Origin of the sequence: Paenibacillus vandeheii (assembly GCF_030433635.1) — a bacterium.
Taxonomy (GTDB): domain Bacteria; phylum Bacillota; class Bacilli; order Paenibacillales; family Paenibacillaceae; genus Paenibacillus; species Paenibacillus vandeheii.
Genome location: NZ_JAROCD010000012.1, coordinates 182633 through 195307, shown reverse-complemented (window position 1 = coordinate 195307; position 12675 = coordinate 182633). Strand labels below are relative to the sequence as shown.

Below are 12675 nucleotides of genomic sequence, written 5' to 3'. Positions count from 1 at the left end.
GTAATCCCTCCTATTGTTAATATCATTCGCATGGCAGAACGCTGGGGTTAAATATAAATGCATGCCCTTCTTAACTTTAACTTAATCAGTATACTTGACCTGCTATGATTACGGGAATGCTATTATTTTCAGAAACCAGTGAGATCCTTCATACGTATATATGAATTGGCGTACTCTGCCGAGTATACGCCAAATTCTTGCAAACCAAAAGTAGAGGAGACGATTATGCAAAACTGGATAACCGATTTCATGGAACAATACGGCTACATAGGCATTGCACTTATTATTGCTCTTGAAAACGTATTTCCCCCCATCCCCTCTGAAATCATTTTACCATTTGGCGGCTTTATGACCACCTACACCAGCCTGACCCTTCCTGGCGTCATTATTGCGGCTACCATTGGTTCTGTGCTTGGGGCTGTCATTCTGTATGGAATCGGACTGTTAATTGATGTCAATCGACTGGAGAAGATTGTAGAACGTTGGGGACATATACTGCGGATCAAAAAAGAAGATATCCACCGTGTCGATGCATGGTTTGACAAATATGGAATGTGGACCGTACTATTCTGTCGCATGGTTCCCCTTGTTCGCAGCCTGATCTCGATTCCTGCCGGTATGTCCAACATGAAATTTGGCTTATTCCTGCTTTTCACGACCATTGGAACACTGGCCTGGAATATCATTCTCGTCTCAGTTGGTGCCGCGCTTGGAGCGTCATGGGAAAGTATTCTGCACTTTATGGACGTGTACTCCCTCGTCGTATATGTATTGCTGGCGATTATTGTTGTTGGCTGTATAATCTGGTGGATCAGACGAAATAAAACTCGGAAATAAAGAGATTTACACTATACTTTTTGGCATAAAACAAAGCCTCCGCACCACAACTTGTGGTTACGGAGGTTTTTTTAGGTTCGTCCATCGTTTTGATGTTATGAATAATGCTAATCTTCATATCGCAGCCCTTGACCTCTAAGATCAACAGCCAAGCCAGATACCAGCAGGTACATCTGTTCCGAATGCGCCTGCAACGCCCGATTAACCGACGCCATTCTTGCCGCAAAAATTCGTTCTTCCTCTGAAGGATACAGCGAACCGTGCATTTCGTTGGTGATCACGAGCAGCTTTCCCTGGTAAGACAGAAGGGCATCCAGCAACAGCTGCGTCTGTGAACGCTGCTGATCCAGATCATCACTTGCCCTGAACCCTGCTGCCATCCATGCTGTCAGACTATCTACAATAACGATTCGCTGATCTGCAAGGAAGAGATTGGATTCCCGATTAATCTGGTGAAGCACCTCCGTAAGGTGCTGGCCGTTTCCAGCCTGGATGGCACGATAATGAGCGGATGGCAATTCGGGAATCACGGGATCATGATCACCAGTGGATAAATAAATGCCCTCCCGGCTAATCCGGGCTGCGTATCGAAGCGCAAATCGGGTTTTACCACTGCCTATGCCGCCTGTGACCGTAATTAGCAATCCGCTCCCCTCCTTCAGTAGCCATACTAGATTGCATTTATTCTGTCAGCGCCTTCAGCACTTTCTTGGATTCTTCGACATTGGACGCTGACACCGGAATGGTAGCAAACAGATTTTGCGCAGCATAATCTACATCTTTGAACATTTGCATGTCTTCCAGCGGAATGCCATAGAGATGTGATTCTGTCTTGATATCTGAACCATCGTCCCCTTCGCCCTTCTCCACCAGGACCCCGCCTTCAAATACACCACGTTCATACTTCTCTGGATTAAATGTATCATCAAGCGGAATATTGGAGCCATTACTTCCGTACTGCTTCATATCAGCCTCAGGCAAAATGAAAATATCATGTCCACCTGCCGCATACTCTACCATAATTTTCTGAACATCATACATCGCACTTGTGATTACCTCTACCTTGGGCTCCTCACCCAACTTCTGCTGCAAATTAGCTTGCAGCTGCTCCGAGATCACGGATGGATTTCCTTGGTTGTCAATGATAAAAATTGTAAAACCGTCCTTACCGCCACAGCCAGCAAGTAGAAAAATCATAGAAATGATTGCGGCAAGCCCCCAAAATCTCTTCATTCCAGTTCCCCCTTTAGTCTCCTATGTACAATATATCACAATTGTTCCACGCAAAAAAATAACCCTTCCTATCCAAAGCAATCTATTCATAGATCAAAAAAAAGACCCTTTCCGGGTCTTCTTCAAATCGAGTATACGTAACGTTTAGATACAACAAAAAATTATTTTCCTTTAATCGGATTAGCCTTCATGTATTCATTAATCTTCAAATCTAGCAAACTGCTAATTTCAATTACAATATCGGATGTGAATGACTTCTCTTCCAGAAATATCTGTTCCATCTTGAGGCGAAGCATATGGATCTCATCTTCCAAGGAAACGTTATGCAAAGATGCGTGATCCGGTTTCACCGACCATCGGTCGCCATGATCGCCTTCTGCCAAATAATGCCCACGATTAGTCGGTAAATCATATTCAACACAAAACAAAGCCAACCCCTCCTTGGAAAAATTAGTTTCCAAATACAAGAAAAACTTATTTCAAATTGAAATTATATCACAATATTTTGTAAAAGAAAGTTATTTTTTTCTAGTTTGAAGAACGTTCACATTTGTCCTAAGCTTCTAATTCCTATTAACCCTCTTTTTGCAGTTTGTAAACAAAGTTTCCGATTCGTTCCAATGCTTCATTCAATTGGGTCACGGATGTTGCATAGGAACAACGAAGAAACCCTTCGCCTTGTGGACCAAATACATTACCTGGAACAGCCGCCACCTTATTTTCCGTTAGCAGACGCTCGGCAAACAGATCTGAACTCAGCCCTGTCTTCTGAATACTCGGAAATGCATAAAATGCTCCCTGGGGTTCATGGCAGTCCAGTCCAATCTCGCGAAACCCTTGTACGATAAGGCGTCTGCGCTGATTATAGGATTCGACCATTCTGTCCTTCTCGCCCAATCCGTTCGTCAATGCCTCAAGCGCAGCCACCTGTCCCATGGCAGGTGCACACATCACCGTATATTGATGAATTTTGAGCATGGCTGCAATCAGTTCAGGATGTCCACACATATACCCGATTCGCCAGCCGGTCATTGCAAAAGCCTTGGAAAATCCACTAACCAAAATGGTACGTTCTTTCATATCCGGAATTGAAGCGAAACTAACATGTTTTTGCGTATATGTCAGCTCCGCATAAATCTCATCCGCGATGACAATCAGGTCATGCTTTTTGATCACTTCAGCAATAGGCAGCCATTCTTCATAAGTCATAATCGCACCTGTTGGATTACTCGGATAACATAGGATAACCACCTTGGACTTCGGTGTAATACCTGCTTCCAGCGCCTCGGCAGTCAGTTTAAACTGATCCTTCGCATACGTCTCTACCCCAACCGGTATACCTCCACCAATTGAAGCAATTGGAGAATATGCCACATACGAAGGTTCGGGAATCAGAATTTCGTCACCAGGTACGATTAATGCACGCAAGGCCAGATCAATGGCCTCACTGCCACCAACGGTAACGATAATCTCATCCTTAGGATCATACTTGGTATCAAACTGAGTGTCCAGATACTCGCTAATGGCTTCTCTCAGTTTCGGCATACCGGCATTGGAAGTGTAACTGGTCATGCCTCTTTCGAGTGAATATACACAAGCTTCACGCATATGCCATGGTGTTACAAAGTCCGGTTCTCCTACACCCAGTGTGATGATATCCTTGTTATCACCAACCAGATCAAAAAATTTACGTATGCCGGATGGCGGTATCTGTTGAACCAAAGGTGCCAGATACGAAGTCATTTTCTTGTTGTTTCCTGTTGTCTGTTCATTCACTATCATGACGCATCTTCCTTTACGGCGAGATCATGAGACGGTTGTCTTCCTGATGGTCTTCAAAAATAATCCCGTCCTGCTTATATTTTTTAAGAATAAAATTCGTTTTCGTTGAAAGTACAGAGTCAATCGGAGACAATTTCTCCGAAACAAAATTAGCGACTTCACGCAGGTTGCCACCTTCTACTTCTACGAGCAGATCGTATGCACCTGACATGAGATATACCGATTTCACTTGCGGATACAGATAAATGCGTTCCGCGATTCCTTCGAAGCCACGACCACGCTCAGGCGTAATCTGCACTTCGATCAAGGCTGTTACTTTCTCATCATCGATCTTGCTCCAATTCACAACGGTTGCGTATTTCACAATAACATGTTCCTGTTCAAGCTGTGCCACGGCGTTCTTGATCTTATCCTCCGACTCCCCCAACAGCGTCGACAGCAGTGCGGGAGTCCTTCTCGCGTCTTCCTTCAACAAATCCAGAACTTTTAATTGCAGATCGTTCAGATCCTTCATGTCTTTCCCTCCAGCGTCATCCAGGTTCCTGAAAATGAATTAATACTTATATTACATGAATTCAACGATCATGCAAAGACAAAAACCGCCCGCCCTGAATTCGGGCAAGCGGTGGTATGGTCTGTGACAGTCCCTGCTTCAAACCATAATTACAAAGGTTACATGTAATAAGGGTTACCGTAATTCGGTTGATGCTGAGGTACATTGGGTGCCTGGCTGTAAGCACTGTTCTGAGTGTTCTTTTCCTGAATGAACTGCTGACATTTCTGTTGGGTCTGCTGAGCAGACTGAATCTGCTTATCCACATCCTGGCGAAGTGCTTTGGAAGAGACAGAATACATGTTGTTTTGCTGCATTAGATTAAACAGATCACCTTGCAGCCTTAGGGTATCGTTGGTCAGGTCTGTAAACATTCTGCGAGTCATCGGGCATGAAGATTCTGTTGTTGCTGTCGTATATTCGCGCGAAGTTCGTCTTAAATCTGCAAGAATCGACTTTAGCAAATCTTTCTCCTGCATAAAATTCCCATTGGAAGACATGGATTGTGAGTACACACGATTTCCTCCTAAACGTTAGATTCAATTCGATTTACTGAGCCTGTGTTGGGGCAATGGACTGATGCTGCTGAAGAGCATTAACAAGGATGTTCAGATGCTGTTCATGGGAGCGAACATACTGGTTCAGTGCTTGTTGAATTTGCGGATTATGTGAGATGGAAGCTGTGGCTGCACACTGCTTGATCAGCAGTTCTTCATTGGATATCGAATCCGCGATATAATTCAACTCTTTCGGACTCAGCGCTTGCATGGATTGATTCTGCATGTTTCGTTGACCTCCTCGGCATAAAGTTTATGCGCAATTATTGTTAACCCGGTCGCCCAAAAGTATACAAACGTTAATTACAAAGGAGATGTTTCTCATGGATCTGGTCTATGGCACACCTTTCTGGCCTTCCACTTTTAATACAAATTCCACCTATCCCCCGCTGCAAACCGACATCTCCTGTGACTGCCTGATCATCGGCGGTGGTATGGGGGGCGCACTGACTTCCGAATTGCTCACGCAGCGTGGTGTTAACACAGTTGTCATTGATAAAAGGGAGATTGCCCATGGCAGCAGCTCTGCCAATACAGGCCTTTTACAATACACGAACGACAAATCATTAACCTCATGCATTCATACCTTTGGCGAAAAAACAGGCGTGCGATTCTATGAACTATGTCGTGAAGCCATGCAGCAGCTCACACAAATTGCGGAAAGGCTCGATACCGATCCCTGGTTTATTCCGCGGACCAGTCTCTGTTTTGCCAGCAGCAAGGATGATGTAGCCATGTTGGAGAAAGAATATCAAACGTTGAAGCGCTATGGCTTTGAAGCTGAACTGTGGAATTCCGACAAAATTAGCGACCATTTTCCCTTCAGCAAACCTGCCGCACTTTATACGTTGGGGGATGCCGAAGTGAACCCGTATCGCTTTGTTCATGCCCTGTTTGAATCAGCGAGCAAACGTGGAGCACGAATCTACGGACAGACAGAGATGATTCATTGTGAATTCGATGATGATGGTGTGCTTTGTTATACTTCAAGTGGGAAAATCCGGGCCAGTAAGGTTATTTTTGCTGCCGGTTATGAGACGCAGGCCATCAAAAGGGATCAAGGAGCCTACCTGCAAACCACCTACGCTATTGCAACGAAGCCGTTGCCAGACCTGAAAGAATGGCATGAGCACAGTCTGATCTGGGAGACAGCACGCCCTTATCTGTATATGAGAACAACACCAGACGGACGGATCATTGCTGGCGGACTGGATGAAGAGACACCGAGGGAAGATCAGCGCGAGATTCGGGCAAAACACCGGGGAGATACACTCCTGGAAGAAGTTCGCTCTTATTTCCCGTTGGATGGTCTTGAAGTTGATTATGCCTGGGGTGCCGTGTTCGGCAATACCAATGACGGCCTTCCGTTTATCGGCCCACATCCCGATTACCCGCATTCTTATTTTCTCGAGGGTTATGGCGGTAACGGGACGGTGTACAGCATGTTCGCTGCTTCTATTCTGGCCGACGCTGTTACAGGAGTCCGGAATGACGACATGGAACTTTTCTCATTAACAAGAACGAATAAGCCTACTCCTGTGTAAGCAAATCTCAATAAATAAGGGTACAGTTCAGGATCACATCCCTGGACTGTACCCTTTTCCTATGCAGAAGGTTTTTGCTGATCCGGCTGTACTAACATTTTACGCATGAATATCCAGCCAATAAGCGGGAAAGCTCCAAGCACCACAATAAGCCAGGTTAGCGTTTGTAATGAAGGGCCATTCATGACCGTCAGAATAAATACAGCAAGGCCGAATAACCGGCCGACCATCAAACACAGCTCCCTTAATACGACAAGTTCAACCCTTTTCTCTACATTTTCGCCGCTCGTTCCCATCAGGTCGAATCCTGCCGAAATCATCGGCAAAATGTACAGCGGCATCGACAAGGCTGACCCGATTCCCATAATTAAAAGCGTACCATAGCTAACCTTCCATAACAGAGGAAGCAATACGATGAACAACAATATCGCTCCGGCCAACATTCCCCTAGACCTGTATTGCGGCTTAAACCATTTTCCTGCGGCCCAATAACTCACCAGAGCTACGGCAGAAGTGATTAGTGAGAACTGCCCAAGCTTATATTCCTGCTTCGTAGCTATATAGACGAGCAATGCAATCAGAAAGGCAAATACACCTTCTCGCACGCCTTGCGCAAATAATCCCATGCCAAGCGGTCTCCATGGACTATCTTTGGCAGATAACTGTCGCCATGGTTCAGACCAGCGGTATGTGCCGCTGACCTCCCTTTTTTTCAGAAAAAAACTGAACACGACGGCAATTACATAGATCACCAACGACACTGTGAAAATAAGGCGATAGCCCGTATTGTCAGCCATTCGTGAAATAATAAGACCTGAGAACCAAGGGCCGATTATGCCTGTCATGGAACCCAGTAAACCCACCCAACCGTTGAACAGGTCTCTATTTTCCCGATCAGTCACCTCAAAATAAACAACGTTAAACGTAATCCAGAACAACCCGAGTGCACATCCGAGCAGAATCCCCAAAGGCCAAATCCAGTCAACTGCTTTGGGCCCCGCCCATAATACAAGCATGTAAAATACACCCGACAAAGCGGTGCCTAATCGCAAAGCATACATTTTATTATGCTCCTTGACCCACTTCCCCGCGAGCCAGAACGTAAGTCCCAGTGCAATTTGCTGGCTTATGGTGAACCACCCGAGCATGGCGTAGTCCGGACGACTTTTCCACAGATACACATTCAGAAACGTCCCCGACAAAGCTCCGGCTAACACAAACAATCCATTCACGCCTAGTAGCAGAATGGATTGTCGTCCCAGAGAAATCTTCATCTGCTCCCTCCTTATTCCACCTGAAGTCAGCACTTCACAGGCAGGTCTCAGGGTTAACGTGCCCCAAGCAGAAGGAAAACATGATGAATTTCCCGGAATATTATATTTTCAGATCGTTATACTCCCTTATTTCCGCGCACTCAAATTCTGGATCAGACGCAGACGGTCATCTTCGGCCAAATTATATTGCACCTGGAAGCAGCCTGAGCATACATACATTTGTACTTCGAATGGCGCATCCAGCAACGAGTCCGTACCGGAAACGGCATTGGCAACAGGATTAAACGTATCTTTGGTGGACTTCTGTGTACCCGTGAGGATCATGAATTCACGACAGTGCGGGCATTCTGGTACCTCTTCTTGCAAATCAAGTTGTTTCTCCACGCCTTCTTCGTATTGAATCAAATCATTTCCCTCATCCGCATACTTCGTTAATGTACGAAGTTCCGGCAATTTCAGCTCTACTTCATCTCCCCACAGGCTGGCAAGATCCGTAGTTTGTTCATCGTCCACGACATCATCCATATCATAAATGTCTTCTTCTGCTTCATCGTTCTCTTCATCACCGATGCTGATGTTTAGAGTACGATATCCCTTTAATTCATTGTGACAGTAAGGGCATTCTTCTTCAGGACCTAGCTCCTCATCCCATACAATCTCGGTGTGACACCATGGACATACTGTTGGTTCCATATTGAATCAACCTTTCTCTTTCAAATAATCATGTGTTCAACACATAAATGATGCCTATGGCAAAGAATACAATCGACGCAGCAAACAGAATCCGTATCAATATTTTCATGAACGGTCCCCCTACATGATGCTCGCGCCAATAACAAATGACAACGAGACGGAAATAATCATGGAAATCAATCCAACGGCCCGGTTATCCGCTTCAATCTCCTTGTCAATAGAGAACACCGGTGTCAGAAACTCGAATAGAAAATAAGCAATGAGCAGTAGAACAAATCCTACAATGGACCACGTCATAGCTTCATACACCGACGATTTGGCCTGAATGCAGAAATGAAGTACATTACAGATCCCAAAGATCTTGCCTCCTGTAGCCATTGCAACCGCCACATTCCCCTTCTTGATTTCATTCCAGCATTTGTACTTGGTCACCAGTTCAAAGCAGGCAAGAAATACAAGCAGCTCCATAATCGCTACGGAGAAAAATCCGAGCACCATCCCCAAGGGATGAGACAGCAATTGGTCTATCGTCCCTTTCACTCATCGTTTCCCCTTCCCCATTCTGCTGCCTGAAGACACTCAGGCGGCAGAATATCTTTGATTCTTGGTCGGGCTATTCCAATTCTGCGACGGTCACACCGTTTCCGCCTTCTCCGTAATTGCCCAGCCGGTAACTTTTTATATGTCTATGCTTACGCAGGTAATCTTGAATACCGGAACGCAAAATTCCTGTTCCTTTACCATGAATGATATAGACCTGACCCAGATTAGCAAGGAACGCTTCATCGATAAAGCGGTCTGTCTCCATCAAGGCCTCTTCCAGATTCGTGCCCCGCAAATCCAGTTCACTTTTCACATTGTCATCGCGAGTTCGTTTCACACCCGTTACCGGTTTCTGTTTCGGCTTGGAATCCGCTGGTGCAGACTGCTGTAATTCAAGATCATTCAAGGATACTTTCATTTTCATGATCCCCAATTGAACCATGGCATCCCTGCTGCCGGACATCTCCACCACATGACCTTTTTGATTCAAACTGTAGACAAGAACTTCATCGCCTGGGCCGATGGCCCGGGACTTCGTTGCCGTTGCAGCACGCTTAATGGTCTTCTTGCGTTTCTCCGGTTCTGCTTCATCCAGTTGTTTGCGAGCAGCAATCAGCTTGTGCTCCTTCACGGATGCTCCTTCTTCCATAGCGAGCTGACGGAGATCGGCTATAATCTTCTCTGCTTCCGCTCTCGCTTTGTCCACAATGTTGCGGGCATCTTCTTCCGCTTTTTCAATACGGCGGTCACGCTGCTGTTCCAGCTTCTCCAATTCGGCTTGGTGGCGGCTGCGCAATTTCTCCATATCCTGACGCAGACGCTCCGCACTTTCACGTTCTTGTTCAGCAGTAAGCCGATTCTCTTCCAGGGAAGCAATCATATGCTCGACGCGCTGGTCTTCCTCTTTCACTTCGCCACGGGCGTAATCCAGAATGTATCCTGGCAGACCCAGTCGCTCCGCAATTGCGAACGCGTTACTCCGTCCCGGAACACCTACAAGTAGTCTATAGGTCGGGCTCAGTGTATTGACATCAAATTCCATGCTGGCATTAATAACACCTTTACGCTCATAAGCGTAAGCTTTCAACTCACTGTAATGCGTTGTTGCTACCATGCGGCATCCGGTCTGATGCATATGCTCCAGAATGGAGATTGCCAGCGCAGACCCTTCTGCCGGGTCAGTACCTGCCCCAAGTTCGTCAAGCAGCACGAGGCTTTTGGTCGTCATGTTTTTCAAGATCCGAATGATGTTCGTCATATGGCTGGAGAACGTACTCAGATTCTGTTCAATGCTTTGTTCATCACCAATGTCCGCGTAAATTGCATCAAATACACATAGCTGACTGCCGTCTTCGGCCGGAACGAACAAACCAGACATCGCCATGAGACTCAGTAATCCAATGGTCTTGAGCGTTACCGTCTTACCACCCGTGTTAGGACCCGTTACAATTATGGACGTATAATCGTTGCCAAGTTCAATATCGGTGGGCACCACATTTTCAATCGAAATGAGCGGATGACGCCCCTTCTTGAGCTTGATGAATCCGCGATCATTCATGCGTGGCAACGTGGCCTTTAATTCACGGGCAAGACGTGCTTTGGCAAAAATAAAATCCAAAGATCCCAGCAGGTCAACATCATATAATAACCACTCTGCCTGTTCACTGACAAGTGCCGTCAATTTCTGCAAAATCACTTCAATTTCGCGCTCTTCCCGGATTCGGGTTTCACGCAATTTGTTATTCATCGCAACGATGGATTCAGGTTCAATAAACAGCGTTGCTCCCGAACCGGATTGATCATGTACAATCCCGCCAAAGTAAGAGCGATACTCCGATTTCACGGGAATCACGAAACGGTCTCCACGAATGGTAATCAGCTGGTCCTGCAGCATTTTGGATACCGTCGAAGAACGAATCATCGAATCCAGCTTCTCGCGAATTCGGGATTCACCTCCGCGCAATTCACGCCGAATCTGCGCTAGTGTAACACTTGCGCTATCTGAGACTTCGGCATTGTCGTCAATACAGATACGAATCGCATCTTCGAGCGCTTTTTGCTCAGATAACTGATCACTGATATAAAAAATCGATTCTACCTTTTCATCATCGTGGAGCGCAGCGATTTGGCGTTTCAATCGACGTGCTGCCAAGGTGGTGTTGGAAATCCCCAGCAGCTCATGCGGGTTCAACGTGCCTCCGATTTCGGCACGTTTGATGGATGCGGTAATATCCACAATTCCCCCAAAAGATGGAGAGCCTTTCAGACGGTCAAACGTAAAAGCTTCATCCGTTTGCTGGAGCAACCTCTTGACTTCTTCCAGTTCACTGATCGGCTCCAATTGGTCCGCTTTCTTTTTTCCCATCGTAGTCTGGGCAAAGCTTTGCAATGTATTTAAAATTTTGCGATATTCCAATGTGTGTAAAATTTTCGTGTCCAAGTGTACAACTCCTTCCAAACTATAACTGTATTATAACGAAAGAAACTTTCTTTCGCTATTTAACGAATCCTTCCACACATAACTTGGGACAAAGCGCCACAAACTACAGGTGTCAGGATTGTGCAACCTCACATTGAACTGGATGTACAATTCTCAATATGATCTGAATAAAGGAGGTATAACCATGAATTTTCTGGGACATGTCGTGCGATTTATCATCGCCGCAATTGTATTGATGGTCGTCAGCTGGATCGTACCAGGGTTCGCCGTCGGTGGCTTCTGGAGCGCCCTGATGCTGGCTCTGGTTATCGCTCTGCTTGGCTGGGTTGTTGAAGGCATCTTCGGTAAAAGGGTCAATCCCTTTGGCCGTGGTATTGTCGGCTTCATCGTCAGCGCACTGGTGATCTGGATTGGTCAATATATCGTAGATCATGTGCATGTCAGCCTGCTTGGTGCCGTTCTGGCTGCATTGGTCATCGGGATTATTGATTTGTTCATCCCAGTTTCCACCCCTTTTGATGCTGGAAGAAGATCCAAAGATCACGCATAGACTCAACGTATCTACTCTCCATAGGCTTCCCCTAAACCTCTGATGGCTTAAACGCCTGACGAGGTTTATTTTTTGGGGGTGTTATATACATACTGATGTTCAAAAAAACGACATAGGCAGCATGTACAGGCATCGTCAATTTGCGGTATGATGACTGGAGCAATCATTCAAATTTTATCCATATCACGCTTTTTAAGGAGGCACATCATGAAAAAAGGCATGGCATGGCTTGCAGCCTGTATGATGATCCTGGTTCTTGCTGCATGTGGTGGAACTGGACAATCCGCAGGATCAAACAGCGAGTCTGAATCGGGTGTAACTGCCAGCGAAGAACTGGTAATCAAAGCAAGCAACTATGAATTTGACCAACCTGAATACCACTTAAAAAAAGGTGTCCCGGTTAAGATTGTTTATGAAAATACAAATGGTAACCATGGCGTTCTCGTGCCCGAGCTGAACCTTCGGCTGGACACCCAGAACAGTTCCAAAGTGATTACTCCTGACAAAGCAGGGGAATTTGAAATGTCCTGTTCTGTCTATTGCGGGAGCGGTCACGGCAGTATGATCTCCAAAATTATTGTTGAAGAATAGTGTTCAAGACAAGGAGCCCCCGTAGCGACGGGAGCTCTTTCTTCATTATAACAAATTGTACAAGAGTGCGCTGTCCAG

The 12675-nt window shown here is 45.9% G+C and carries 15 protein-coding genes; 4 read left to right on the top strand and 11 right to left on the bottom strand.

Translation table 11 applies throughout. The features are described from left to right. The first annotated feature begins 225 nt into the window (after positions 1-225). Entirely contained in the window at positions 226-837 is a 612-nt protein-coding gene (locus P5G61_RS23650) for a DedA family protein (RefSeq protein ID WP_024628348.1), read from the top strand. A 107-nt stretch (positions 838-944) separates the two neighbouring features. Here P5G61_RS23650 and P5G61_RS23645 read toward each other — a convergent pair whose 3' ends face one another. The 7 genes from P5G61_RS23645 to P5G61_RS23615 all read right to left on the bottom strand — a co-directional run bounded on the left by P5G61_RS23645 (position 945) and on the right by P5G61_RS23615 (position 5188). After that, entirely contained in the window at positions 945-1481 is a 537-nt protein-coding gene (locus P5G61_RS23645) for a bifunctional adenosylcobinamide kinase/adenosylcobinamide-phosphate guanylyltransferase (protein ID WP_024628347.1), read from the bottom strand. A gap of 37 nt (positions 1482-1518) precedes the next feature. Continuing rightward, positions 1519-2070: a type 2 periplasmic-binding domain-containing protein gene (locus P5G61_RS23640; RefSeq protein WP_024628346.1), complete on the bottom strand. Its 552-nt coding sequence runs from the start codon at positions 2068-2070 to the stop codon at positions 1519-1521. Between the two features lie 161 nt (positions 2071-2231). Next, positions 2232-2453: an aspartyl-phosphate phosphatase Spo0E family protein gene (locus tag P5G61_RS23635; RefSeq protein WP_173405202.1), complete on the bottom strand. Its 222-nt coding sequence runs from the start codon at positions 2451-2453 to the stop codon at positions 2232-2234. Positions 2454-2643: 190 nt separating this feature from the next. Then, positions 2644-3852 carry an aminotransferase class I/II-fold pyridoxal phosphate-dependent enzyme gene (locus P5G61_RS23630; protein ID WP_024628344.1) on the bottom strand — a complete coding sequence of 403 codons (1209 nt, stop codon included), beginning with the start codon at positions 3850-3852 and terminating at the stop codon, positions 2644-2646. Between the two features lie 13 nt (positions 3853-3865). Continuing rightward, positions 3866-4366, bottom strand: coding sequence for an Lrp/AsnC family transcriptional regulator (locus P5G61_RS23625; protein ID WP_301248661.1), 501 nt, complete (start codon positions 4364-4366; stop codon positions 3866-3868). A gap of 158 nt (positions 4367-4524) precedes the next feature. After that, a complete protein-coding gene (locus P5G61_RS23620; RefSeq protein ID WP_024628342.1) occupies positions 4525-4920 on the bottom strand; it encodes a spore coat protein in 396 nt (131 codons plus the stop codon). 34 nt (positions 4921-4954) lie between these two features. Beyond that, entirely contained in the window at positions 4955-5188 is a 234-nt protein-coding gene (locus P5G61_RS23615) for a hypothetical protein (protein ID WP_024628341.1), read from the bottom strand. Positions 5189-5285: 97 nt separating this feature from the next. On the opposite strand from P5G61_RS23615, the gene P5G61_RS23610 reads away from it, so the two are divergent. Next, positions 5286-6506 carry an NAD(P)/FAD-dependent oxidoreductase gene (locus tag P5G61_RS23610; protein WP_301248660.1) on the top strand — a complete coding sequence of 407 codons (1221 nt, stop codon included), beginning with the start codon at positions 5286-5288 and terminating at the stop codon, positions 6504-6506. Positions 6507-6565: 59 nt separating this feature from the next. Here P5G61_RS23610 and P5G61_RS23605 read toward each other — a convergent pair whose 3' ends face one another. From P5G61_RS23605 to P5G61_RS23590, 4 genes are all read right to left on the bottom strand, one after another. Continuing rightward, positions 6566-7780 (bottom strand): MFS transporter, encoded by a 1215-nt coding sequence (locus P5G61_RS23605; RefSeq protein WP_301248659.1) that lies wholly within the window; start codon positions 7778-7780, stop codon positions 6566-6568. A 126-nt stretch (positions 7781-7906) separates the two neighbouring features. Continuing rightward, on the bottom strand, positions 7907-8473 hold the full coding sequence (locus P5G61_RS23600; RefSeq protein ID WP_301248658.1) for a hypothetical protein: 567 nt from the start codon (positions 8471-8473) through the stop codon (positions 7907-7909). Positions 8474-8593: 120 nt separating this feature from the next. Next, complete coding sequence (locus tag P5G61_RS23595; RefSeq protein WP_024628337.1) at positions 8594-9013, bottom strand: DUF350 domain-containing protein; 420 nt, start codon at positions 9011-9013, stop codon at positions 8594-8596. A 73-nt stretch (positions 9014-9086) separates the two neighbouring features. Next, on the bottom strand, positions 9087-11456 hold the full coding sequence (locus P5G61_RS23590) for an endonuclease MutS2 (protein WP_301248656.1): 2370 nt from the start codon (positions 11454-11456) through the stop codon (positions 9087-9089). A 184-nt stretch (positions 11457-11640) separates the two neighbouring features. Here P5G61_RS23590 and P5G61_RS23585 point away from each other — a divergent pair, with 184 nt between their 5' ends. Continuing rightward, positions 11641-12006, top strand: a complete 366-nt coding sequence (locus P5G61_RS23585) for a phage holin family protein (RefSeq protein ID WP_024628335.1) — start codon at positions 11641-11643, stop codon at positions 12004-12006. 207 nt (positions 12007-12213) lie between these two features. Then, entirely contained in the window at positions 12214-12597 is a 384-nt protein-coding gene (locus P5G61_RS23580) for a cupredoxin domain-containing protein (RefSeq protein WP_301248655.1), read from the top strand. Positions 12598-12675: the final 78 nt, after the last annotated feature.